This window comes from Streptomyces sp. NPDC021224 (assembly GCF_044332905.1).
GTDB lineage: Bacteria > Actinomycetota > Actinomycetes > Streptomycetales > Streptomycetaceae > Actinacidiphila.
In genome coordinates this window covers 727,963-751,742 of the sequence record NZ_JBIRPW010000002.1, presented here as the reverse complement: position 1 = coordinate 751,742, position 23,780 = coordinate 727,963, and the positions used below count along the sequence as shown (strand labels likewise).

The following is a 23,780-nucleotide window of genomic DNA, read 5'->3' as shown; positions in this document are numbered from 1 at the left end:
GCGTCAGTTCTTCTCGAACCGGAAACCGACCCCGCGCACCGTGGAGATGTACCGCGGGTTCGCCGCGTCGTCGCCCAGCTTCTTGCGCAGCCAGGAGATGTGCATGTCGAGGGTCTTGGTGGAGGACCACCACGTGGTGTCCCACACCTCGCGCATCAGCTGCTCACGGGTCACCACCCGGCCGGCGTCCCGCACCAGCACCCGCAGCAGGTCGAACTCCTTGGCGGTGAGCTGGAGTTCGTCGTCGCCCATCCAGGCGCGGTGCGACTCGACGTCGATCCGCACGCCGTGCGTCGGGGCCTGCGCGGGCTCGGTCGTGCCGCGCCGCAGCAGGGCCCGGACACGGGCCAGCAGTTCGGCGAGCCGGAAGGGCTTGGTCACGTAGTCGTCCGCCCCGGCGTCGAGGCCGACCACGGTGTCGACCTCGTCGGCGCGCGCGGTCAGGACCAGCACCGGGAAGGTGTGGCCCTCGGTGCGCAGCCGCCGGCACACCTCCAGGCCGTCCATCCCGGGCAGGCCCAGGTCGAGCACCACCAGGTCGACGGCGCCGAGCAGCGCCGTCTCCAGCGCGCCGGGTCCGTCCTCGCGCACCTCGACCTCGTAGCCCTCGCGGCGCAGGGCGCGCGCGAGGGGTTCCGAGATGGATGCGTCGTCCTCGGCCAGAAGTACGCGGGTCATGGGCTTGATGGTAGTCCGCGCCCCGGGGGCGCGAGGTGGTGGTACACAGGCCGCTGCCGCCGCCCCGCGCGAGGCCCCCGTACGGTGCGCGCGCGGGACACGGCGGCGGCCCCGGACGTGCCGAGGTCAGGACGCCAGCGGCCAGGGGCGGGCGGTGGCGCCGAGCCTGTTCCAGGCGTTGATGACGGTGATCGCCCAGATCAGTTCGGCGAGCTGGACCTCCTCGAACTCCGCGGCGGCGCGCGCGAAGACCTCGTCGGGGACGTGGCCGTCGGCGAGCCGGGTGACCGCCTCGGTCAGCTCCAGCGCGGCCCGCTCGCGCGCGGTGAAGAACGGTGTCTCGCGCCACACCGGCAGCGCGTACAGCCGCTGCTCGCTCTCCCCGCCCTCCCTGGCGTCCCTGGTGTGCGTGTCGACGCAGTAGGCGCAGCCGTTGAGCTGCGAGGCGCGGGCCCGCACCAGTTCCAGCAGCGGGGCCTCCAGGCTGACCTCGCGGGCGGCGGCGTCCAGCGCGTTCATGGCGCGGTTGACGTGCGGGACGAGGCGGTCGACGGCGAGCCGGACGGTGGGGACGACGAGGGGGGACGCAGGTGCGGCGGCGGTTTCGGGGAGGGTGGTCTCAGTGCTCATGCCGTTGACGGTACGGGCGCAGTGGACCCGATATAAGGTCCACTTCCATGGATGAATCCTGGCCCACTTCGGGGTTTGAGCCGGAGCCCGGCGCAAAGGTGCCGCCGCGTGGCCGGGCGGGTGCCGCCGGGGTCGATCTGCACCTGGACCTGCGTCCGGACCTCGGCCCGCGCCCGGACCCGGAGGCGGGCGGCGGGGCGTACGGGCGGCGCGCGGCGCTGGAGCGGGCGCTGCGCGAGGCGGTGCGCGCCGGGCGGCTCGCGCCGGGGAGCAGGCTGCCGTCGAGCCGCCGGCTGGCCGAGCAGACGGGCCTGTCGCGCGGCACGGTCAAGGCCGCGTACGACCAGCTCACCGCCGAGGGCTACCTGACCGCCCGGCAGGGCTCGGGCACGGTGGTGGCGCCCCGCCCGCAGGATGCGCGGGACGCGCCGGCCGGGCGCTCGGCGGCGGCGCCCCGGCCCCGGCACGACCTGCGGCCGGGCAGCCCCGACGTGACCGCCTTCCCCACCGCGGCCTGGCTGCGCGCGACCCGCCGCGCCCTGGCCGCCGCCCCGTCCGCGGGCTACGACTACGGCGACCCGCGGGGCACCGCCGAACTGCGCGGCGCGCTCGCCGGCTACCTCGGGCGGACCCGCGGGGTGGCCGCGGACCCGGAGCGGATCGTGGTCGTGTCCGGCTATGTGCAGGGGCTCTCGCTGCTCGTACGGGTACTGGGCGCGGGCGGCGGGCGGCCCGGCGGGCCCGTGGTGGGCATGGAGGACCCCGGGCTGCCCTTCCACCGCGAGGTGGTGCGGCGGGCCGGCGGGCGGGTCGTGCCACTGCCGGTCGACGCGTCGGGCGCCCGGCCGCCGGAGGGCACGGGGGCGGGCGGGCCGGACGCGGTCGTGGTCACGCCCGCGCACCAGTACCCGACGGGCGTCCCCCTCCACCCCTCCCGGCGGCACGCGCTGACCGCCTGGGCGCGGCGGACCGGCGGCCTCGTCGTGGAGGACGACTACGACGGCGAGTTCCGCTACGACCGGCAGCCGGTGGGCGCGGTGCAGGGCACGGCGCCCGAGCAGGTGGTGTACCTGGGCACGGCCTCCAAGACGCTCGGGCCCGCGCTGCGGCTCGGCTGGATGGTGCTGCCCGCGCACCTGGTGGAGCCGGTCGCACAGGCCAAGCTCTACAGCGACTACCACACCGGCGCGGTCGGCCAGTTGGCGCTCGCCGACATGATCGGCAGCCATTCCTACGACCGGCACGTGCGCGCCGCCCGGCTGCGCTACCGGCGCCGCCGGGATCTGCTGGTGGCCCGGCTCGCGGGCGCGGGGGGCGCCGAGGTCCGCGGTGTCGCGGCGGGCCTGCACGCGCTGCTGGGGCTGCCGCCGGAGGGCCCCGGCGAGGCGGAGGTGCTGCGGGCGGCGGCCTCGCGGGGGCTCGCGGTCGGCACGCTGGGCGGGCACTGGCACGCCCCGGAGGTGCCGGGCCGCCCGCAGGGCCTGGTGGTCGGCTACGGCACCCCGGGCGAGGGCGGCTACCCCGCGGCCCTCGACGCCCTGGCCCGCGCGCTGCGGGGGTGAGGTGACGGCGCGGCACATTGCCACGCCGTGGCAGAAGGCCGGGTCCGCGGCCGTGGCACGGAGGGCGTGGCGGCGGTGCGGAGCGCGGCGCGGTGCGCGGTGGCGGACCGGTCGCGTAAGAAGAAACGCCAGGGGTCAGGAGGGGACGGCGAGTTCGGCCCAGACGGTCTTGCCGGGGCGGTCGGCGTTGCGCACCACGCCCCAGTCGAGACACAGGCGCTGGACGATGAACATGCCGTGGCCGCCGGGGCGGCCCGCGCGGTGCGGGGTGCGCGGGGCGGGGTCGCCGGGGCCGCCGTCGACGACCTCCAGGCGCAGCGACTTGGGGCTGCGCCGCAGCAGCAGTTCCTCCGGGCCGCCCGCGTGCAGGCAGGCGTTGGTGACCAGTTCGGAGACCACGAGGAGGACGTCCTCCGCGGCCGCTCTTCGGTCACCGCTGGCTGCGGGCAGCCACCCCCAGTCGTGCAGTGCCTGCCGCGTGAAGTCCCTGGCCCTCGGCACGATGCCGCTCTCGCCGGTGAGCGGCAACCGCCGCGCGTTGTCGGGGTCCACGGTGCCCGTACCCCCGTTCCGGCCGGTTGCGCCCGTCTCCGGACCACGGTCGTCCGCGGCGTAGGGCCGGGTCGTGCTCATCAAGGCCTCACCTCACGGATGTACGTCTGGGTCCGTCCTGTCTTCTGCCCGAAGGATCTCCCGGAACACGTCCCGCGTCCAGGAAAGCTCGGGCACCCGTGCGGCACCCGTCGCGCCGTTCGCCCCCCGGCCGCTCCGGCTACTCGCGAAGTGCCTGATCCAATGTCTCGTGCACCGTGAACACCACGTCGGCGCCGGTGATCTCCAGCACCCGGGCGACGGTCGGCCGCATCGCGGCCAGGTGCACCGCGCCGCCCTGCGCCTCGGCCCGCAGCCGCGCGCTCAGCAGCACGTTGAGCCCCGTCGAGTCGCAGAACTCCAACTGCGAGCAGTCGACCACCAGACGCCGGGCACCGGCGTCGATGGCCGCCTCCAGCGGCTCGCTGAGCAGGTCAGCAGTGTGGTGGTCCAGCTCGCCCGCAGGCGTGAGGACCGCTGTGCGGTCGTGCTGCACGACCCCGACCCGCAGCCTGCCGAGGCCTGCGGTGCCGACCGCCTCGCGGTCCATGTGCGCTCCTTCGCCCTTCGTGGTGACGCGATTGACGAGATTACGCGCTTCCCGGGTGGCACGGTAGTCGCCCGGAGCGCACCGGCGCACCACCGCCCTGGACAGGAAGCCGGAGGTCACCCACGATGACCGGGCGCCTACCCGGCGCAGTCGATGAGATGCGGACAAAACGCCCAGGACGGACGGAGAACTTGCGACGCCCCGGACAACAGGCGTAGGGGTGGAGGTACGGCAGAGGCACAGCCCGACCGCCGCACGCAAGGAGGAGCAGATGGCACCCCGGCTCGGCCTGGATCACGAGAACCAAGCGCTGGAGCAAAGCGAGGGGCTTGAGGGGCTCCCGGAGATTCCCCCCTACGACGAGATCGGACCGGTCGACGCGCGCGCCCTGTCCAAGACGCTCTTCGCCCGCCTGCACGGCCTGGAAGAAGGCACGCAGGAATACGCCTACGTACGCAACACCCTGGTCGAACTCAATCTCGCGCTGGTCAAGTTCGCCGCGGCCCGCTTCCGCACCCGCAGCGAGCCGATGGAGGACATCATCCAGGTCGGCACGATCGGTCTGATCAAGGCGATCGACCGCTTCGAGCTGAGCCGCGGGGTGGAGTTCCCGACCTTCGCGATGCCGACGATCGTCGGCGAGATCAAGCGCTTCTTCCGCGACACCAGCTGGTCGGTGCGCGTTCCGCGGCGCCTCCAGGAACTGCGGCTCGATCTCGCCAAGGCGGGCGACGAGCTGGCCCAGCGACTGGACCGCACCCCCACCGTGCGCGAGCTGGCCGAGCGGCTGGACCTCCCCGAGGAGGAGGTCATCGAGGGCATGGCCGCGAGCAACGCCTACACGGCCAGCTCGCTGGACGCCCAGCCCGCCGAGGACGACCCGGAGGGCGCGCTCGCCGACCGGATCGGCTACGAGGACCACGACCTGGAGGGCGTCGAGTACGTCGAGTCCCTCAAGCCGCTGATCGCCGGGCTGCCGCAGCGCGACCGGGCCATCCTGGCGCTGCGCTTCGTCGGCAACCTCACGCAGGCCGAGATCGGCGACGAGCTGGGCATCTCGCAGATGCACGTGTCGCGACTGCTCACGCGCACGCTGTCACGGCTGCGCCGCGGGCTGCTCGTCGAGGAATAGCCGAGCAGTAGTCGAGCAGTAGTCGAGGAGCAGTGGGGCACGCGGCTCCGCGGCCCTGACGGGGCCTGTGGGCGCCGCTGAGCGCCTGGGGCGGCCCGGGGGGTGGTGCGGGGGCCACTGGGCGCCCCGCGCGGCCCGTGGGCGCCGCTGAGGGCTTTCCGGCCGTCCCGCGGCTCTCAGCCGCGCTTCGCGCCGTCCAGCGCGGGCGAGACGTACCGCAGCGCGCCCGCCTTCCACACTGCCGCCGCCAGCGGTACCCCGGGGCGGTAGGCGAGGTGGACGTGGCTGGGCGCGTCCAGCAGCAGCAGATCGGCGCGCGCGCCGACCGCGATCCGGCCGACGTCGGTACGCCGCAGGGCCCGCGCGCCGCCGTGGGTGGCCGCGTGCACCGCCTCGTCCGGGGTCATGCCCATGTCCCGCACCGCGACCGCGACGCAGAACGGCATCGACGTGGTGAAGGACGAGCCCGGGTTGCAGTCCGTGGACAGCGCCACCGTCACGCCCGCGTCCAGCAGCCGCCGCGCGTCCGGGTAGCGGGCGCGGGTGGAGAACTCGGCGCCGGGCAGCAGCGTGGCCACGGTGGTGTCCGCGGCGCTCGCGAGCGCGTCCACGTCGGCGTCCGTCAGGTGCGTGCAGTGGTCGGCCGAGGCCGCGCCCAGCTCCACCGCCAGCCGCACGCCCGGACCGGGGCCCAGCTGTCCCGCGTGCACACGCGGGACCAGGCCGCGCGCCGCGCCCGCGGTGAGCACCGCGCGGGCCTGGTCGCCGTCGAAGGCCCCCCGCTCGCAGAAGACGTCGATCCAGCGGGCGTGCGGCGCGCACGCGTCCAGCATCTCGCCGGTGACCAGGGCGACGTAGCCGTCCGGGTCGGCGGCGAACTCCGGCGGGACGACGTGCGCGCCCAGATACGTCACCTCGTCGGTGTGCCGGGCGGCGACCGCGAGCGCGCGGGCCTCGTCACGGGTCGTCAGGCCGTAGCCGGACTTGGTCTCCTGGGTCGTCGTGCCCTGCCGCAGCGCCTCCCCGAGGAAGCGCTCCAGGGTCGCGGCCAGTTCGGCGTCGCCGGCCGCGCGGGTCGCCGCGACGGTCGTGCGGATGCCGCCCGCGGTGTAGGGGCGGCCAGCCATCCGGGCCGCGAACTCCGGGCTCCGGTCGCCCGCGAAGAGCAGGTGGGAGTGGGAGTCCACGAAGCCGGGGAGCAGCACCCGGCCGCCCGCGTCGAACCGATTGTCAGTGGCGGGTGCTTTGCTGGAGGGACCCAGCCAGGCGATGCGGTCGCCGTCGATCACGACCGCCGCCGGGCCCGGGAGGAGTCCGAGGGCGGCGAGCGAGCCGTCGTCCGTGGCCGCGGCGAAGGAGGGATCGTTGGTGAGCAGGCTGCCGATGCCGGTGACGAGCGTGCTGCGGCTGCGCGCGGAGGCGGCGGGGGCCGCGCCGCGCGCGGGAGCGGTCGCGTGCGCTGCGCCCGCCGGGGTGGCCGGGTCCTCCGCGGTGCCGCTGCTCGTCATCGTGGGTGCTCTCGTGGTCGTCGGGGGGCGGGGGACGTGGGGGGCCGGGGCACCGGTGGCCGGGATCGTGGTGGCCGTTTCGCTGGTCGCCCGGGCGCTGGTCGCCGGGGTTCCGCGGGGGCCGGCCGTACGGGCCGGGGCCGCGGGGGCTCCGCGGGTCCCGGGCGTACGGGCCGGGGTCAGGGGTGCAGGGCGCCGATCGCCGCGGCCAGGGCACCGGGCACGTCCCGGACGAGCAGGTGCCGCCCGTCGCGTACGACCTGCCGCCCGCCCACCACGGTGTGCCGCACGTCCGCGGCCGTGGCCGCGAATACGGCCGTCTCACCGGCCAGCCGGGGCGGCGGGCCCGCGGTCCGTACGGTGTCCAGCGCGATCGTCGTGAAGTCGGCGAGCGCGCCCGGCTCCAGACGGCCCGCGTCGGGCCAGCCGAGGCTCGCGTGGCCGTCGTCGGTCGCCGCGCGCAGCAGCTGGGCGGCGGTCCAGTGGCCGCGGGTGCGGGCCTGGAGGCGTTCGTTCAGCTCGACCGCGCGCGCCTCCTCGAACAGGTCGATCACGGCGTGGCTGTCGCTGCCCAGGCTCATCCGGACGCCCGCGCGGCGCAGTTGCGGCGCCGGGCCGATGCCGTCGGCGAGGTCCCGCTCGGTGGTGGGGCACATGCACACGGTGCCGCCGCCCGTGCCGAGCAGCGCGATGTCGCCCGCGGTCAGGTGCGTGGCGTGGACGGCGGTGGTGTTGGGGCGCCAGAAGCCGTTGTCGGCGAGCAGCCGGGCCGGGGTGCGGCCGTGCAGCGCCGTGCAGGCCCGGTTCTCCGCGGTCTGCTCGGACAGGTGGATGTGCACGGGCACGTCCGCGGTGCGCTCGGCGAAGAGCCGGTAGCCGTCGCGGTCGGAGAAGGCGCGCACCGAGTGCACCGCGGCGCCGACCTTGGCGTGGCCCTCGCCCTTGAGCCGCGACCAGCGGTCGTACCAGCGGTCGGCGGTGCCGTCGCCGAAGCGCAGCTGCACGCCCTCCAGCGGGCGGTAGCCGGTGCGGGTGAAGCCGCCGTGCAGGTAGGCGGTGTCGAGCAGGGTGATGCGGATGCCCGCCTCGCCCGCGGCGGCGATCAGCGCCTCGCCCATGGCGTTGGGGTCGGCGTACGGGGTGCCGTCCGGCTGGTGGTGCAGGTAGTGGAACTCGCCGACGCAGGTGATGCCGGCGAGCGCCATCTCGGCGTAGACGGCGCGGGCGAGGGCGAAGTAGCTGTCCGGGTCGAGGGCGCCCGCGACGTCGTACATGACGTCGCGCCAGCTCCAGAAGGAGGTGGGCGCCGAGCGCGCGCCCGCACCGCCCGTTCCGCCGTCCGGGCCCGTGCCGGACGGGGCGCCGGGGCGGGCGCCGATCTGGGCCACACCGCGCAGGGCGCGGTGGAAGGCGTGGCTGTGGGCGTTGGCCAGGCCCGGCAGGGTCAGGCCGCGCAGCACCGTCGCGCCTGCCGGTGGGTGCTCGACCCCGGTGCGGACCTCGGCGATCCGGTCGTCGGCCAGGGTCAGGAGGATGCCGGGCGCGGCGTGCGTGCCGAGCCACGCGTTTTCCAGCCAGTACGTCACCTGCACGCGAGACCTTCCAATACGTCGGCGAGCGCGGACACTCCGGCGGCGCAGTCGTCCTCGGCGGCGTGTTCCGCCGGGGAGTGCGAGACGCCGGTGGGGTTGCGTACGAACAGCATGGCGGTCGGAAGGGCCGCGGAGAGGATTCCGGCGTCGTGTCCCGCGCCGGTGGGCAGAACGGGTACCGGCGCACCCGCTCCGAGCAGGGCGGCAAGGCGGTCCCGCAGCTCGTGGGCGAATTCCACCACGGGGGTGAACGATTCGCGGGTGACGCTCACCCGCACCCCGTCGCGCGTCCCGCGCTCGGCCGCGGCCTGCTCGATCGCGGCGACGACCGCGGCGAGCGTGTCCTCGTCGGGGGCGCGCGAGTCGAGCCAGCCGCGCACGAGCGAGGCGACGGCGTTGACCCCGTTCGGCTCGACCGCGACCTTGCCGAAAGTCGCGAGCGCGCCCGCCAGCCGGGCCTTCTTGCGCGCGGCGAGCACGGTGGTGGCGTAGGTCAGCATCGGGTCGCGCCGGTCCTCCAGGCGGGTGGTGCCCGCGTGGTTGGCCTCGCCGTGGAAGTCGAAGCGCCAGCGGCCGTGCGGCCAGATCGCCGAGGCCACCCCGACCGGCGCGCCGACCAGGTCCAGTGCCCGGCCCTGCTCGACGTGCAGTTCGACGAAGGCGCCGATGCGGGCGAGGCGCGCGGGGTCGGGCCCGATCGCGTCCGGGTCCTGCCCGGCGCGCTCCATCGCCCGCGCGAGCGTCACACCGTCGGCGCCGGTCAGCGCGCGGGCGTCGGCCGGGGCGAGCTGACCGGCCGCCAGCCGGGAGCCGACGCAGGCCACCCCGAAGCGGGCGCCCTCCTCGTCGGTGAAGTTGACGATCCCCAGCGGGCGCCGCGGCCGGGCGCCGCGGGCACGCAGGCCGTCGAGCGCGGCGAAGGCGGAGACGACGCCGAGCGGGCCGTCGAAGGCACCGCCGTCCGGCACGGAGTCCAGGTGCGATCCGGTGACGACGGCGTCGTCCGCGGCCGGGTCGCCGAGCCAGGCCCACTGGTTGCCGTTGCGGTCGGTCTCGTACGCCAGCCCGCGCGCGGCGGCCTGCGCGCGGAACCACTCCCGGCAGTCGGCGTCGGCGGGCGTCCAGGCGTGCCGCCGGTAGCCGCCGGAGGGGGCGTGCCGGCCGATCCCGGCGAGGTCGCGCCACATGGTGTGGAAGCCGTCACCGGGGGCCGTGGCCCTGTCGGCGTCCGCGCCCGCGGCCGTACCGGGGTCCGTGTCGCCGGTCATGCGGACGCCTCGCGCATCGGGACGCGCACGCCGCGCTGCCCGGCGACGTCCTCGGCCCGCTCGTACCCGGCGTCCACGTGGCGGATGACGCCCATGCCGGGGTCGTTGGTGAGCACCCGGCGGATCTTCTCGGCGGCCAGCGCGGTGCCGTCGGCGACGGTGACCTGGCCGGCGTGGATGCTGCGGCCGATGCCGACGCCGCCGCCGTGGTGGATCGACACCCAGGAGGCGCCGGAGGCGACGTTGACCATGGCGTTGAGCAGCGGCCAGTCGGCGATGGCGTCGGAGCCGTCGCGCATCGCCTCGGTCTCCCGGTAGGGGGAGGCGACCGAGCCGCAGTCCAGGTGGTCGCGGCCGATGACGACCGGGGCCTTGAGGGTGCCGTCGGCGACCATCTCGTTGAAGCGCTCGCCCGCCTTGTCACGCTCGCCGTAGCCGAGCCAGCAGATACGGGCGGGCAGGCCCTGGAAGTGGACCCGCTCGCCGGCCAGCCGGATCCAGCGGGCCAGCGACTCGTTCTCCGGGAAGAGGTCGAGGATCGCGCGGTCGGTGGCGTGGATGTCGGCCGGGTCGCCGGACAGGGCAGCCCAGCGGAAGGGGCCCTTGCCCTCGCAGAAGAGCGGGCGGATGTAGGCGGGGACGAAGCCGGGGAAGGCGAAGGCCCGCTCGTATCCGGCCAGTTCGGCCTCCCCCCGGATCGAGTTGCCGTAGTCGAAGACCTCGGCGCCCGCGTCCTGGAAGCCGACCATGGCCTCGACGTGCCGGGCCATCGAGGTACGCGCCCGCTCGGTGAACTCGGCGGGCTTCTCGGCCGCGTAGTCGGCCATGTCGGCGAGGTCCACGCCGAGCGGCAGGTAGGCGAGGGGGTCGTGGGCGGAGGTCTGGTCGGTGACGACGTCGATCGGCGCGTTCATGGCGAGCAGCCGCGGCAGCACGTCGGCGGCGTTGCCGAGCAGGCCGATCGACAGCGGCCGGCGGGCGTCGCGGGCCTCGGTGGCGAGCCGCAGCGCGTGGTCGAGGTCGTCGGCGCGGACGTCGAGGTAGCGGTGGGCGATGCGCCGCTCGATGGCGCGCGGGTCGCAGTCGACGCAGAGGGCGACGCCGCCGTTCATGGTGACGGCGAGCGGCTGCGCGCCGCCCATGCCGCCGAGCCCGGCGGTGAGGGTGATCGTGCCGGCGAGGCTGCCGCCGAAGCGTTTGGCGGCGACCGCGGCGAAGGTCTCGTAGGTGCCCTGGAGGATGCCCTGGGTGCCGATGTAGATCCACGAACCGGCCGTCATCTGCCCGTACATGGTCAGGCCGAGGGCTTCGAGGCGGCGGAACTCCTCCCAGGTGGCCCAGTCGCCGACCAGGTTGGAGTTGGCGATGAGGACGCGCGGCGCCCACTCGTGGGTCTGCATGACGCCGACCGGGCGGCCGGACTGCACGAGCATCGTCTCGTCCTGCTTCAGGCCGCGCAGGGTGCGCACCATCGCGTCGAAGGACGCCCAGTCGCGGGCGGCCTTGCCGCTGCCGCCGTAGACCACCAGCCGGTCGGGGTGCTCGGCCACCTCCGGGTCGAGGTTGTTCTGCAGCATGCGCAGCGCGGCCTCCTGCTGCCAGCCCAGCGCGCTCATCTCCGTACCGCGCGGCGCGCGTACCGGCCTCGGTCCCGTCATCGGTGCGGCCTCCTCGTCACGACACTGCCTACGTCATCGAATATTCACATCCTCGGGGGCTGAATAGCTCTAGTCAACAAGCCGGCGGGGCAGTGGCGTCGGCGGGCACCTCAGTGGTGGGATGGCGCCCATGACGGACGAGGCGGGGCGCGCGGCGGAGCAGGCGGCACAGCGGCGGAGCGGGGCACTGCGGGCGGCGGTCGCGCGCGGGCTGGTGAGCGAGGAGCAGCCGGTGGTCGGGCTGCTGGACACCGTGGGCGTCCGGCGCTCGGCGACCGCCCTGCACGCGGCCTTCGCCACGCCCGGGGTGGCCGTGCAGCACACCTTCGCGGTCAAGGCGGCGTCCCTGGTGCCCGTCCTGGGCCTGCTGCGGGAGTACGGGCTCGGCGCGGAGGTGGCCAGCCCCGGCGAGCTCGCCCTCGCCCGGGCCGCGGGCATCCCGCCCGCGATGACGGTGCTGGACTCCCCCGCCAAGAGCACCGCCGAACTGCGCGAGGCGCTGGCCCTCGGCATCGCCGTCAACGCCGACAACCCCGAGGAACTCGCCCGCATCGACGCCCTGCTGGCCGCCGCCCCGTCCGCCTCACCGCTGGGCCTGCGGGTCAACCCGCAGGTCGGCGGCGGCAGCATCGACGCGATGAGCACGGCGACCGCAACCTCCAAGTTCGGCGTGGCACTGCGCGACCCGGGCGCCGAGGAGTGGGTGCTGCGCGCCTACGCCGAACGCCCCTGGCTGACCCGGCTGCACACCCACACCGGCTCCCAGGGCGTGCCGTTGCCGCTCATGGCCGCGGGCGTGCGGGCCGCGTACGACCTCGCCGAGCGCGTCAACGCCGCCGCCGGACGGCAGCAGGTCACGACCCTCGACATCGGCGGCGGGCTGCCCGTCGACTTCACCTCGGACGCGACCGGCCCCACCTTCGGCGCCTATGCGGACCTGCTGCGCGCCGAGGTGCCCGGCCTCTTCGACGGGCGCTACGGCATCGTCACGGAGTTCGGCCGCTCACTGCTGGCCAAGCACGGCACGGTGCTGGCCCGCGTCGAGTACGCCAAGTCCGCCGGGGGGCGGCCCATCGCCGTCACGCACGCGGGCGCCCAGGTCGCCACCCGGACCGTCTTCGCGCCGGAGGCGTGGCCGCTGCGCGTCCTCGCCCTCGACCCGCAGGGGCGGTCCAAGACCGGCGAACCCGTCGTCCAGGACGTCGCCGGGCCCTGCTGCTTCGCGGGCGACCTGGTCGCGCGCGGCCGCGCCCTGCCGCTGCTGGCCGCGGGCGACCACGTCGCCCTGCTGGACACCGGGGCCTACTACTTCTCGACCCACTTCGCCTACAACGCGCTGCCCCGCCCCGCCGTCTGGGCCTACACCGGCGAGCCCGGCGCCGAGCCCGTCTTCGCGCCCGTACGCGTTGCCCAGACCCTCGGCGAACTGCTCGCCGAGAGCGGCGCCGCCCTCCCGCCGCTCCAGCCCTGAGCCGCGCGGCGGTCCCGGCCCGGCGTCAGCGGCGCCGCCCGCCGCCGGGCACCGCGTCTCCCGCGCCCGTACCGGTCAGCTGGTAGGCGGCGGGATCGCCGTCGGGGCGTATCCACAGCAGCGCCTCCCGGCTCCGCTCGATCCGGCCTATCCGCAGCGCCCGCGCGAAGAGCCCCGCGCCCGCTCCGGCCAGCAGCATCCCGCCCGCGCACGGCAGTCCCGCCGACGAGCCCAGCGCGACCACGAAGGCGAGCGCCAGCCACCAGCGGCGGCGCCGCACCCAGGCCCGCGCGGTCACCTTGCGGTCCTGGAGGTAGACCGACTTCGCCGCCCGGCTCGCGGCCCGCGCCCGCGCCTGCGCCCGTCCGGCGCGTACGAAGAAGACCGCGAACGCGGCCACGACGAACAGCGCCGCCCCCGCCGTCACACCGATCCGCCGCCCGGTGGGGCTGAACGTCACGGCCGTGCCGGGCGCCGCCGCGACGACCCCCAGCCACCACAGCCACACCCCCGCGGTCCGCACCGTCACGGCCACCCGCGCCAATGTGTAGGCCCCGCGCACCACGTCGCACCTCCTCTTCCGCCGGCCGTTCCGCCACGCGTCGCCGTCCGCCGCGGCCGGCCCACGGCGTCGGATGCCAGGTGGACGGGAGGGTACTTCGGCATTCTCAGATTTTCGTTAAGACGAACGCCCCGCCGCACCCGGCCCGCGCTCCCCCGCCGCCCGCGCCCGCAGCCGACGCGCACAGCAGCCCCACCCGGGACGGCCCGCCCGCGTCCGGGAAGCGCCACCCGCGGCCCCCGCACCCACGGCAACCGACCCGGGGCAGGCCCGCAGCCAGGCCTGCGGGGCGCCGGACCCGCACCAGGCCCGCGCGCACCGTCAGGCCACCGCTCCGCCCGTCCGCCGGGCGGCCGCGGCTCACTCCACGAACACCCCGCGCGCCGCGGCCCGCGCGTCGAACTCCTCCAGCCGCGCCTGCGCGTCCGGCAGCTCGTCGCACATGGCCTCCAGCAGCGCCCGGCCGAGCAGCATCGGCGCGCACGCGGTGTCGAAGGCCAGCCCCGTCCCGACCGCCGCGGGCAGCAGCAGGTCGCTGTGCGCGGCGACGGGCGCGAAGGCGCTGTCCGCCACCGTCACGACGGTCAGCCCCGCCCCGCGGGCGTACTCCAGTGCCTCGACGACCTCCCGCGGATGCCGCGGCAGCGCGAAGCACAGCAGCGCGCTCGCCCCCGCCCGCACCGCGGCGTCGATACGGTCGGCGAGCACCGTGCCGCCCTCGTCCAGCAGCCGCACATCCGGGTGCACCTTCGCGGCGAAGTACGCGAAGCCCCCCGCCTGCGCACCGGCGGCGCGCAGCCCCAGCACCGGCAGCGGGACCGACGCGGCCAGCAGCGCCCCGGCCCGGGCGACCGGCGCGGGGTCGGCCAGCAGCGCCGCGAGGTGCCGCAGGTTCTCGATCTCGGCGTGCACGGCCTGCTGGTACTCGTTGCCGCCCGCCGCCTCCTGCGCGGCGGAGGCGGCCGTCGGCACCTCCCGCAGATGGCGCCGCAGCGCGGGATAGCCGTCGAAGCCCAGGGCCACCGCGAAGCGGGTCACGGACGGCTGGCTGACGCCCGCGAGTTCGGCGACCTCGACGCTGGACAGGAAGGGAGCGTCCACCGCCCGGCGCACCAGGCAGTGCGCGATCCGGCGCTGGGTCGGCGTCAGCCGGTGCGCCTCGAAGAGCTTCAGCAGCCGCCCCGCGGCGCTCTCGCCGCCCGCCCCCGCCGGGCCGGCCGTGCCCGCAGGGCCGCCGTCGCCCGGGGCCGTACCGCCGTTCATGTGCTGCCGCTCATCTGCCGCGGCTCGTGACGTCACCACTGCCCATCCCCGACCCCCTTCTCAGGCCTCCTATTCACCGATCCCTGACTCTGCATGACCGTATGCATTCCGGCAAGGCCCGCGCCCGGCCCGCCGGTCCCCCGACCGCTCCCGCTCCGGCGCCCGTACCGCCGCCGGCTCGCCGCTCTCTCACCGTCCCCGCACGGCCCACCACCCCTCTCCGACACCCTGCCCCGACTCTCCGCGACCGACCGGTCACCGTCCGCTGTCTCAGCGTAACCGAAAGGGCCGGACAGGTGATCGACACCTGTCCGGCCCTGTGGAAAACCCGGCTACTGCCGGAAAACCCGCAGCTCAGCGCCTCCTGGGCGCGTCAAGCTCCGCGTCCTGGCGACCGCCGGGGCCGCCCGGACCGTTCGGTCCGCCGAAGCCGCCGGAGCCGCCGTCGCCGTTCCCCGTGCCGCCGGACGCGGACGCCCGGTCGGCGTGCCCCGGCCACCACGCGGCGTGGCCGATGAGCGCGGTGAGGCTCGGCGTGAAGAACATCGCCATCACGAAGGCCGCCATCACGATGCCGAAGGCGACCGTGAAGCCCATCTGGGTCAGGAACGAGTTGCCGGAGAGCATGAGCGTCGCGAAGGTCGCCGCGAGGATCACGCCCGCCGCGCCGACCGTCGGACCGGCGTGCTTGAGCGCCTCGGCCGCCGCCTCGCGCGGGTTGCGGCCCTCGCGGGCCTCCTCCCTGAGGCGGGCGATCATCAGGATGTTGTAGTCGGTGCCGATGGCGACGACGAACAAATACATGATGATCGGCAGCATGAAGATCAGCCCGTCGCCCCGCCCGAACAGCAGCACCGTGGTGCCGAGGGTGGCGCCGAAGCCGAGGCCGACGGACGCGATCAGGTACCAGGGCGCGACCACGCTGCGCAGCAGCAGCCCCAGGATCACCATGATCAGGATGGCGGCGACCGGGAAGACCGTGCGGTAGTCGTGGTTCACGGCCGCGTTGATGTCCTTGAAGATCGACGACGTGCCGCCGACGAAGGCCTCGGTCCCGGGCGGCGCGTTGTCGTGGGCGACGCTGCGGATGCCGTCGACCGCGGAGATCGCCTTGTCACTGGCCGCCTCGTACTTCAGCGTGACCGTGAAGTTCGCGGTGGTGCCCGGCTTGTTGAGGTCGTTCGCCTTGTCGAAGCTCACGGACGCGACGCCCTCGGCCTTGCTCAGCTTGTCGCTGTAGGCCGACAGGTCCGCGGGCAGCGGCTTGCCGTTGGTGCTGTTGAGGTAGACGTTGGTCGGCTCGGCGGCGCCCGCGGAGTAGGCCGAGGCCAGGGTGTCCTGGACGACCATCGACTCCTTGGACTTCGGGATCGAGCCGGACGCCAGGTCGTAGGACGCCTTGTAGCCGAAGGTGCCGAGCGTCAGCAGCAGCATCACCAGGCCGGACACCACCGCGACCAGGCCGGACTTGCGGCCGACGAGCCGTCCGATGGCGGCGAAGCGGGTGCCCGTGGGCTCCTGCTGCCACTTCTTGCCGGGCCAGAACAGCACCCGCACCGGGATCAGCGAGCACACCGCGGGGAAGAGCGTCAGACCGGCGAGCAGCGTGACCGCGACCAGGATCGCCAGCGCCGGGCCGAGCTGGGTGAGGAAGCCCAGCGTCGACAGCGCCAGGGCGCAGAAGGCGATGATCACCGCTCCGGCCGCGGAGGCGATCGCCTCACCGACCCTGGTGACGCTGTTGATCATCGCCTGCTTGGGTTCGTCACCCGCCCGCAGCCGTTCCCGGTAGCGGAACATCAGGAAGAGGAAGTAGTCGGTGCCGACACCGAGCACCACCACGATGAGCAGCGCCGAGATCGAGCTGTTGGCCTGCAGTCCGAAGACCTTCGTGGCGTCGGCGATCAGCGCGTTGGAGACGGTGAAGACGACGCCGATGAGCAGCACCAGCGGCATGATCGCGATCAGCGGCGACCGGAAGATGATCGACAGCGTGACGATGATGATCAGCAGGGAGCCGAACAGCGCGACCGCGTCGGAGGTCTTGCCGGCGTCCTGCTGGTCCAGGTTTTGCGCGGCCTGACCGCCCACCTGGACCTTGAGCGCGGTGCCCTTGGCCAGGTCGGTGGAGTCCTTGCGCAGCTCCTTCGCGGCATCGGCCTGCTTGGGCTGGCCCGCCGACTTCTTGTCCATCTGGACGTAGGCGGTGGTGTACTTGCCGTCCTTGGACGAGGTGCCGTCCACGACCTTCTGGACCTGGTCGATCTTCTTGCCGCCCAGATCCTTGGTGATGCGGGCGATGTCGGCCTGGTCGGTCTTGGTCAGCTTGCCGCCGTCCTCGCGCTGGTAGAGCACGATCGCGGCGGGGGTGAAGGCCTGGGGAAATGCCTTCTCCTGGAGGTCCATGGCCTTGATGGACTCATAGCTGCTCGGCAGGAAACTGCTCTCGTCGCTGTTGGACGGAAGGCTCGGGGCCGTCGCGATGATCGCGACCGCCGCGATGACCCACGCGACGACGGTCCATACGGGATGGCGGACGACTGTGCGTCCGATGCGGTGGAACATGCGGTGCTGCCTCCATGGCAGGACGTATCACCGCCACCCTTCGGAGCGGGACCGGGGTATCGGCGACCCGGACGGCCCAGGGGAGGCCGTCCGGTTGGGACGGGCAACGTTGTCTGTGGGATGAGCTTACTTGCCGCCCGGCAAGTGGCAAGCGCGGGGTGCCCCCGGCGCGGCCCGGGTCGTCCGGGCACGCCGGAAGGAGCGACCCCCTCCGCTCGATCCGCCCCCAACGTCTACCTGGTCAGACAGGGGGCAGCAACCGCTTTTGCGGCTTGCCCATCGCGTTGCGCGGCAGCTCGGCGAGGAAGCGCACCGTCCGGGGCCGCTTGTGCACCGACAGCCGCGCGGCCACGAAGTCGGTCAGCTCCGTGGCGCTCACGCCGTCCGCCACCACATAGGCCACGATCTGCTGCCCGAGGTCCGGGTGCGGGGCGCCGACGACGGCCGCCTCGCGTACCGCGGGATGGTCCAGCAGGGCGTTCTCCACCTCGCCCGCGCCGATCCGGTAGCCGCCGGACTTGATGAGGTCGGTCGAGGCGCGGCCGACGATGCGGTGCGTGCCGTCCTCGTCGACCGCGGCGATGTCGCCGGTGCGGAACCAGCCGTCGTCGGTGAAGGCCGCCGCGCTCGCCTCGGGGCGGCCCAGGTAGCCGTCGAAGAGCGTGGGGCCCTGCACCTGGAGCTCGCCGATCCCGTCCTCGGTCTCGGCGATCCTGGTGCGGATCCCGGCGAGCGGGGTGCCGACCGCGCCCGGGACGCGCGCGCCGTCCGCGCGCGCGCTCACCGTGATGAGCGTTTCCGTCATGCCGTAGCGCTCCACCGGCTCGTGGCCGGTCAGCTCGCGCAGCGACCGGAAGACCGGCTCCGGCAGCGGGGCGCTGCCCGACACCAGGAGCCGGGCGCCCGACAGCGCGCGGGCCGCCTCCTCGTCGCGCGCCACGCGGTGCCAGACGGTGGGCACCCCGAAGTAGAGGCTGCCGCCCGCCGCCGCGTACGCCGCGGGTGCGGGGCGCCCGGTGTGCACCAGGCGGCTTCCGGTGCGCAGCGCCCCGAGCACCCCCAGCACCAGCCCGTGCACATGGAAGAGCGGCAGACCGTGCACCAAGGTGTCGTCCGCGGTCCATCGCCACGCCTGCGCCAGGGCGTCGAGATCGGCGGCCACGGCGGCGCGGGAGACCAGCACGCCCTTGGGCGGCCCGGTTGTCCCCGAGGTGTAGAGCACCAGGGCCGCGTCGCGGTACGGCGACGCGGACGCCGCCCTCGGCCCGGCGCCGGTGAAGTCGGCGCGTTCGGCGAAGTCGACCGGCACCACCTCGGCGCCGGAGTCGCGCAGGATGTGCTCGCTCTCGGCGGGGCCCGCGTCGGGGGCGAGCGGCACCACGGGCACCCCGGCGAGCAGTCCGCCGACGACCGCGGCGACCGTCTCCAGCGAGGCGGTGGCCCGCACGGCGAAGGCCGGGGCGCCCGCGACGCGCCGGGCGACCGCGCCCGCGGCGCCGAGCAGTTCCTCGTAGGAGCTGCTGCGCCCGTCGACGGTCAGCGCGTCCGCCCGGTCCGTACCGCCGTGCAGGGCGGTCAGCAGCGGTACGTCGGCCATGGCGGATCCTCCTGCGGGACGACTCGGCCCCCGGTCGATCCGGGGGCTAACCCCAGTGTGGCCCACGGCACCGTCCGCCTACCGTGGGCGCATGGACACCCGCGACCCGGAACTGACCAAGGAACTCTCCGCCACCTTGCAGGCCCGCAAGGACCTCGGAGCGGAGTACGAATCCGCGCTCGTCGACTCCTTCATCGAGAAGGTGTCGGACAGCATCGACAGCCGCGTCGAGCAGCGGGTCCGCCGCGAGCTGGCGCAGCAGCAGACGTCGTTCGCCCGCGCCGACCGCCGCCCGATCGGCCCGCCGCAGACCGGCCCCGCCTTCGCCCGCTACGGGTTCGCGGGCTTCACCCTGATCCTGGCGATCCCGCTGTCCGCGATCGCCGCGACGCAGGCCGGTACGGCGGGCCTGTTCATCAGCTGGGCGGGCATCGTGGGTGTGAACGTGGCGCAGGGCCTGGCCAGCGCGTGGACGCGGACGAAGCCCTCGCAGGACGACTAGCGGACGGGCCGGGCCGCGAGAAGGCGGAGCCCGGGGCCGCGCAGAGGTAGTCGCGGGGACCGCCGCACCCCCGGAGCGAGCCGGAGGGCGGGACGACGGCGGTCCCCGCGAGGGACGCGGGCCGGGTCAGGACCGGGCTGTACGCGTCCGGGTCACCATGGAGTCCGGGAGCCGCTCCGGAAGTCCTTGGCGCCGTCTGGTGCCGTCCGGGTGGGCTGGCCGCCCGCCCTTCCGACATCCACCAATGTGCCGGACGCTTGTTAAGCGCGTGCTGCGCGGACGTGTCGCGGATGTACCAGTTCCGCGAATCCGCGCCTCCGCCGCTCCGGGCCGCGCCAGGTCAGGCGGTGCCGCGCAGGGCGAGGAAGGCCAGCAGGTCCTGGCGGCTGACCACACCCGTCGGCTTGCCCTCGACCAGCACGATCGCGGCGTCGGCCGCCTCCAGCACGGTCATCAGGTCGCCGACCGGCTCGCCGGAGCCGACCTGCGGCAGCGGCCGGCACATGTGCTTGTCCAGCGGGTCGTCCAGACTCGCGGCCTTGGTGAACAGCGCGTGCAGCAGGTCGCGCTCCACGACCGAGCCGACCACCTCCGCCGCCATCACGTCCGGGTGGCCGGCGCCCGGCTTGACCACCGGCATCTGCGACACGCCGTACTCGCGCAGCACCTCGATGGCCTGGCCGACGGTCTCGTCCGGGTGCATGTGCACCAGTTGCGGCAGGTCGCCGTCCTTGTGCGCCAGGACGTCGGCGACGCGCGGTTCGCCCTCGCCCTCGTCGAGGAAGCCGTGCGAGCTCATCCACTCGTCGCTGAAGATCTTCGACAGGTAGCCGCGCCCGCTGTCCGGCAGCAGGACCACCACGACGTCGTCGGGGCCGAGCCGCTCGGCGACCTTCAGGGCCGCCACGACCGCCATCCCGCACGAGCCGCCGACCAGCAGGCCCTCCTCGCGGGCCAGCCGCCGGGTCATCTGGAAGGAGTCCTTGTCGGAGACGGCCACGATCTCGTCGGCCACCCCGCGGTCGTAGGCCTCGGGCCAGAAGTCCTCGCCGACGCCCTCCACCAGGTACGGCCGCCCGGAGCCGCCGCTGTAGACCGAGCCCTCCGGATCGGCGCCGACCACCTGCACGCGGCCGTCGCTGACCTCCTTGAGGTAGCGGCCGGTGCCGCTGATGGTGCCGCCGGTGCCGACGCCCGCCACGAAGTGCGTGATCCGGCCGTCGGTCTGCTGCCACAGCTCGGGCCCGGTGGACTCGTAGTGCGACAGCGGGTTGTTGGGGTTGCTGTACTGGTCGGGCTTCCAGGCGTTCGGGGTCTCGCGCACCAGGCGGTCGGACACGTTGTAGTACGAGTCCGGGTGCTCGGGATCGACGGCCGTGGGGCACACGACGACCTCGGCGCCGTACGCCCGCAGGACGTTGATCTTGTCGGTGGACACCTTGTCCGGGCAGACGAAGATGCAGCGGTAGCCCTTGCGCTGCGCGACCATCGCCAGGCCCACACCGGTGTTGCCGGAGGTCGGCTCCACAATGGTGCCGCCGGGCTTCAGGTCGCCGCTGCGCTCGGCCGCCTCGATCATGCGCAGGGCGATGCGGTCCTTGACCGAACCGCCGGGGTTGAAGTACTCGACCTTCGCCAGGACGGTGGCCCTGACGCCTTCGGTCACGCTGCCGAGCCTCACCAGCGGGGTGTTGCCGACGAGGCTGATCATCGAGTCGTGAAACTGCACCGTAGTGTCTCCGGGTTCTCCGTCGTGGTGGAGGCCAGCCTAGGGGGCGGGACGCACCCGGCCGGAGGCGAAACGGCGAAAGGGCCGGAACGCCACAGTGGCGGAAAGGACGCAGCGGCGCACCGTGCAGGCGGGGGCGCCGCCGACGTTGCCGGAGGTGTCCCGCGGGGCAACACGTGAATGTACCGGCGAGTGGACGGGTGGTGAGCGGACTCGATGTCGAGGGCGAGGGTGGCGCGACGGATCGCGGCCGCGGCAGCGGTCGGCGGGGGCGGGATCAGCCTGCTGGGCGGGGCGGCGGTCGGACTGGTGCTGGCGGAGGTCAGGCTGGCCAGACGGGTGGTCGGCGGCTCGGGGGACGTGCCGCCGCGGGCCGACGGCAGATACGGGTCGGCGTTCGCGCGCCCCGGCGCCGAGCCGCCGCTGCGGCTGGTCTTCCTGGGCGACTCCACGGCCGCGGGCCAGGGCGTGCACCGGGCCGGCCAGACCCCGGGCGCGCTGCTCGCCTCGGGCCTGGCGGCGGTCGCGGAACGGCCGGTGCGGCTGCTCACCGTCGCCCAGCCGGGCGCGCAGTCCGACGACCTGCCGCGCCAGGTGGAGCTGGTGCTCGAAGCCGGCGCCGCGCCGCCGGACGTCGCGGTGATCATGATCGGCGCCAACGACGTCACCCACCGCATGCCGCCCGCGACCTCGGTGCGGCTGCTGGCCGACGCGGTACGGGAGCTGCGCGCGGCCGGAGTCGGGGTCGTCGTCGGCACCTGCCCGGATCTGGGCTCGGTCGAACCCGTCTACCAGCCGCTGCGCTGGCTGGCGCGCCGGATGAGCCGCCAGCTGGCCGCGGCGCAGACCATCGCCGTGGTGGAGGCGGGCGGGCGCACGGTCTCGCTCGGCGACCTGCTGGGGCCGGAGTTCGAGGCGCGGCCGCGCGAGCTGTTCGGCCCGGACAACTACCACCCCTCCGCCGAGGGCTACGCGACCGCCGCGATGGCGGTGCTGCCGACGCTGTGCGCGGTGCTGGGGCTGTGGCCGCAGGCCGACGAGCGGCCGGACGCGCGGCGCGGCGAGGGCTTCCTGCCGGTGGCCCAGGCGGCGGCAGAGGCGGCCGGTGCGGGCGGTACGGAGGTCACGGCGGCGCGGGGTACGGGCGCGGGTCCGCGCGGGCGCTGGGCGCTCGTCAAGCGGCGCCGGCGGCGGCCGCTGGAGCAGGAGCGGGAGGACGTGCCCGCGGCGGGCGGCGGGGGCGCCGACGCCGGGGACGCCGAGGACGCGGCGAACCGGTCGGCGTAACCGCGGGGCCCGCGGGGTAGGGGTGGGGCGTCGACGGGTAAGCAAGCGCTCAGAAAGTAGCCCGCATCACAGCGCCCGGCGGATGACGCATCGCGCTACGCACGGGTAACTTTCCAGTCGGCCCCCGCGTCCGGGACGGCGCACCGGCCGCGGCGGGTACGGGACCGCGCCGGCCGTCCCGTACGCCCGGACCGGACCCGGCCCGCCGGGACCGGGCCCAGCCCGGAAGCAGTCCGTCAGTCCGTACCTGTCCACAGCCGCAGCCCGCCGAGGAGTGCCGCGATGCCCGAAGCCGTCATCGTCTCCACCGCCCGTTCGCCCATCGGGCGCGCCTTCAAGGGATCGCTCAAGGAGCTGCGCCCGGACGACCTGGCCGCGACCGTCATCCGGACCGCGCTCGACAAGATCCCGCAGCTCGACCCGCACGACATCGACGACCTGATGCTCGGCTGCGGCCTGCCCGGCGGCGAGCAGGGCTTCAACCTGGCCCGCATCGTCGCGGTGCAGATGGGCATGGATCACCTGCCGGGCTGCACCGTCACCCGCTACTGCTCCTCGTCGCTGCAGACCACCAGGATGGCGCTGCACGCCATCAGGGCGGGCGAGGGAGACGTGTTCGTCTCGGCGGGCGTGGAGATGGTCTCGCGCTTCGCCAAGGGCAACTCCGACTCGCTGCCCGACACCATGAACCCGCTGTTCGACGAGGCGATCGCCCGCACCGCCGAGCGCGCCGGACAGAGCGGCGCCGACTGGCACGACCCGCGCGAGGACGGCCTGTTGCCCGACGCGTACATCGCGATGGGCCAGACCGCGGAGAACCTGGCGGCGCTCAAGGGCATCACGCGGCGCGAGCAGGACGAGTTCGGCGTCCGCTCGCAGAACCTGGCGGAGCAGGCGCTGAAGAACGGCTTCTGGGAGCGCGAGATCACCCCCGTGACGCTCCCGGACGGCACCGTGGTGGCCACGGACGACGGTCCGCGGGCAGGGGTGACCATGGAGGGCGTCGCGGGCCTGGGGCCCGTCTTCCGGCCCGACGGCACCGTGACCGCGGGCAACTGCTGCCCGCTCAACGACGGCGCGGCCGCACTGGTGGTCATGTCCGACACCAAGGCGCGCGAGCTGGGGATCACCCCGCTGGCCCGGGTCGTCTCCACCGGCGTCTCGGCGCTCTCCCCCGAGATCATGGGCTACGGCCCGGTCGAGGCCTCGCAGCAGGCGCTGCGGCGGGCCGGGATGAGCATCGGCGACATCGACCTGGTCGAGATCAACGAGGCCTTCGCCGCCCAGGTCATCCCCTCCTACCGGGACCTGGGCATCGACCTGGACCGGCTCAACGTCAACGGCGGCGCCATCGCGGTGGGCCATCCCTTCGGCATGACCGGCGCCCGCATCACCGGCACGCTCGTCAACAGCCTCCAGTTCCACGACAAGCAGTTCGGCCTGGAGACCATGTGCGTGGGCGGCGGACAGGGCATGGCCATGGTGATCGAGCGGCTTTCGTGACACTCCGCCACCGTCCGACTCCGTAGCGCCGAGTTGTGACGTATGTCGCAGACGCCTCGCCCCCGGGATGTAATTTGTCCCGGGGGCGTCGCGTTTACCCAGGTCAGGCCGCCCCCGTCAAACCCGGACAGA

19 protein-coding genes are annotated in these 23,780 nt (G+C 74.5%); 6 read left to right on the top strand and 13 right to left on the bottom strand.

Going from position 1 to position 23,780, the window contains the following annotated elements; translation table 11 throughout:
• Positions 1-3: 3 nt before the first annotated feature.
• Together ACH4PY_RS08520 and ACH4PY_RS08515 are read right to left on the bottom strand one after the other, a co-directional pair.
• Positions 4-678 (bottom strand): response regulator transcription factor, encoded by a 675-nt coding sequence (locus tag ACH4PY_RS08520; protein WP_031519470.1) that lies wholly within the window; start codon positions 676-678, stop codon positions 4-6.
• Between the two features lie 126 nt (positions 679-804).
• On the bottom strand, positions 805-1,308 hold the full coding sequence (locus ACH4PY_RS08515) for a carboxymuconolactone decarboxylase family protein (protein ID WP_398177446.1): 504 nt from the start codon (positions 1,306-1,308) through the stop codon (positions 805-807).
• 47 nt (positions 1,309-1,355) lie between these two features.
• Here ACH4PY_RS08515 and ACH4PY_RS08510 point away from each other — a divergent pair, with 47 nt between their 5' ends.
• Entirely contained in the window at positions 1,356-2,870 is a 1,515-nt protein-coding gene (locus tag ACH4PY_RS08510) for a PLP-dependent aminotransferase family protein (protein ID WP_398177443.1), read from the top strand.
• Between the two features lie 135 nt (positions 2,871-3,005).
• Here the strand turns inward: ACH4PY_RS08510 and ACH4PY_RS08505 are convergent, their stop codons facing one another.
• Together ACH4PY_RS08505 and ACH4PY_RS08500 are read right to left on the bottom strand one after the other, a co-directional pair.
• Complete coding sequence (locus ACH4PY_RS08505) at positions 3,006-3,503, bottom strand: ATP-binding protein (RefSeq protein ID WP_398177440.1); 498 nt, start codon at positions 3,501-3,503, stop codon at positions 3,006-3,008.
• Between the two features lie 139 nt (positions 3,504-3,642).
• Positions 3,643-4,011: an STAS domain-containing protein gene (locus tag ACH4PY_RS08500; protein ID WP_398177438.1), complete on the bottom strand. Its 369-nt coding sequence runs from the start codon at positions 4,009-4,011 to the stop codon at positions 3,643-3,645.
• A 271-nt stretch (positions 4,012-4,282) separates the two neighbouring features.
• On the opposite strand from ACH4PY_RS08500, the gene ACH4PY_RS08495 reads away from it, so the two are divergent.
• Positions 4,283-5,143, top strand: coding sequence for an RNA polymerase sigma factor SigF (locus ACH4PY_RS08495; protein ID WP_398177435.1), 861 nt, complete (start codon positions 4,283-4,285; stop codon positions 5,141-5,143).
• Positions 5,144-5,319: 176 nt separating this feature from the next.
• Here ACH4PY_RS08495 and hutI read toward each other — a convergent pair whose 3' ends face one another.
• The 4 genes from hutI to hutU form a co-directional block, all read right to left on the bottom strand.
• Entirely contained in the window at positions 5,320-6,651 is a 1,332-nt protein-coding gene (hutI, locus tag ACH4PY_RS08490) for an imidazolonepropionase (protein WP_398177432.1), read from the bottom strand.
• 179 nt (positions 6,652-6,830) lie between these two features.
• Positions 6,831-8,243: a formimidoylglutamate deiminase gene (locus ACH4PY_RS08485; protein ID WP_398177430.1), complete on the bottom strand. Its 1,413-nt coding sequence runs from the start codon at positions 8,241-8,243 to the stop codon at positions 6,831-6,833.
• Positions 8,234-9,430, bottom strand: coding sequence for an allantoate amidohydrolase (locus ACH4PY_RS08480; protein ID WP_398177646.1), 1,197 nt, complete (start codon positions 9,428-9,430; stop codon positions 8,234-8,236). The genes ACH4PY_RS08485 and ACH4PY_RS08480 overlap by 10 nt, the downstream gene beginning before the upstream one ends.
• Positions 9,431-9,507: 77 nt before the next feature.
• Positions 9,508-11,169, bottom strand: coding sequence for a urocanate hydratase (gene hutU, locus ACH4PY_RS08475; RefSeq protein WP_398177427.1), 1,662 nt, complete (start codon positions 11,167-11,169; stop codon positions 9,508-9,510).
• Positions 11,170-11,299: 130 nt separating this feature from the next.
• On the opposite strand from hutU, the gene ACH4PY_RS08470 reads away from it, so the two are divergent.
• The gene (locus tag ACH4PY_RS08470; RefSeq protein ID WP_398177424.1) at positions 11,300-12,640 is read left to right on the top strand and encodes a diaminopimelate decarboxylase; all 1,341 of its coding nucleotides are present in this window, start codon (positions 11,300-11,302) and stop codon (positions 12,638-12,640) included.
• A gap of 25 nt (positions 12,641-12,665) precedes the next feature.
• Here the strand turns inward: ACH4PY_RS08470 and ACH4PY_RS08465 are convergent, their stop codons facing one another.
• The 4 genes from ACH4PY_RS08465 to ACH4PY_RS08450 all read right to left on the bottom strand — a co-directional run bounded on the left by ACH4PY_RS08465 (position 12,666) and on the right by ACH4PY_RS08450 (position 18,627).
• Positions 12,666-13,205, bottom strand: a complete 540-nt coding sequence (locus tag ACH4PY_RS08465) for a hypothetical protein (RefSeq protein WP_398177421.1) — start codon at positions 13,203-13,205, stop codon at positions 12,666-12,668.
• A 357-nt stretch (positions 13,206-13,562) separates the two neighbouring features.
• On the bottom strand, positions 13,563-14,465 hold the full coding sequence (locus ACH4PY_RS08460) for a MurR/RpiR family transcriptional regulator (RefSeq protein WP_398177418.1): 903 nt from the start codon (positions 14,463-14,465) through the stop codon (positions 13,563-13,565).
• 354 nt (positions 14,466-14,819) lie between these two features.
• Positions 14,820-17,030, bottom strand: coding sequence for an MMPL family transporter (locus ACH4PY_RS08455; RefSeq protein WP_398177415.1), 2,211 nt, complete (start codon positions 17,028-17,030; stop codon positions 14,820-14,822).
• A 241-nt stretch (positions 17,031-17,271) separates the two neighbouring features.
• Positions 17,272-18,627 carry an AMP-binding protein gene (locus ACH4PY_RS08450; protein WP_398177412.1) on the bottom strand — a complete coding sequence of 452 codons (1,356 nt, stop codon included), beginning with the start codon at positions 18,625-18,627 and terminating at the stop codon, positions 17,272-17,274.
• Positions 18,628-18,718: 91 nt separating this feature from the next.
• Here ACH4PY_RS08450 and ACH4PY_RS08445 point away from each other — a divergent pair, with 91 nt between their 5' ends.
• Positions 18,719-19,129, top strand: coding sequence for a hypothetical protein (locus ACH4PY_RS08445; RefSeq protein WP_398177408.1), 411 nt, complete (start codon positions 18,719-18,721; stop codon positions 19,127-19,129).
• Positions 19,130-19,469: 340 nt separating this feature from the next.
• Here the strand turns inward: ACH4PY_RS08445 and ACH4PY_RS08440 are convergent, their stop codons facing one another.
• Positions 19,470-20,858, bottom strand: coding sequence for a cystathionine beta-synthase (locus tag ACH4PY_RS08440; protein ID WP_398177406.1), 1,389 nt, complete (start codon positions 20,856-20,858; stop codon positions 19,470-19,472).
• Positions 20,859-21,074: 216 nt separating this feature from the next.
• On the opposite strand from ACH4PY_RS08440, the gene ACH4PY_RS08435 reads away from it, so the two are divergent.
• Both ACH4PY_RS08435 and ACH4PY_RS08430 read left to right on the top strand, forming a co-directional pair.
• Positions 21,075-22,145, top strand: coding sequence for an SGNH/GDSL hydrolase family protein (locus ACH4PY_RS08435; protein WP_398177403.1), 1,071 nt, complete (start codon positions 21,075-21,077; stop codon positions 22,143-22,145).
• Positions 22,146-22,427: 282 nt separating this feature from the next.
• Positions 22,428-23,648, top strand: coding sequence for an acetyl-CoA C-acetyltransferase (locus tag ACH4PY_RS08430; protein WP_398177400.1), 1,221 nt, complete (start codon positions 22,428-22,430; stop codon positions 23,646-23,648).
• Positions 23,649-23,780: the final 132 nt, after the last annotated feature.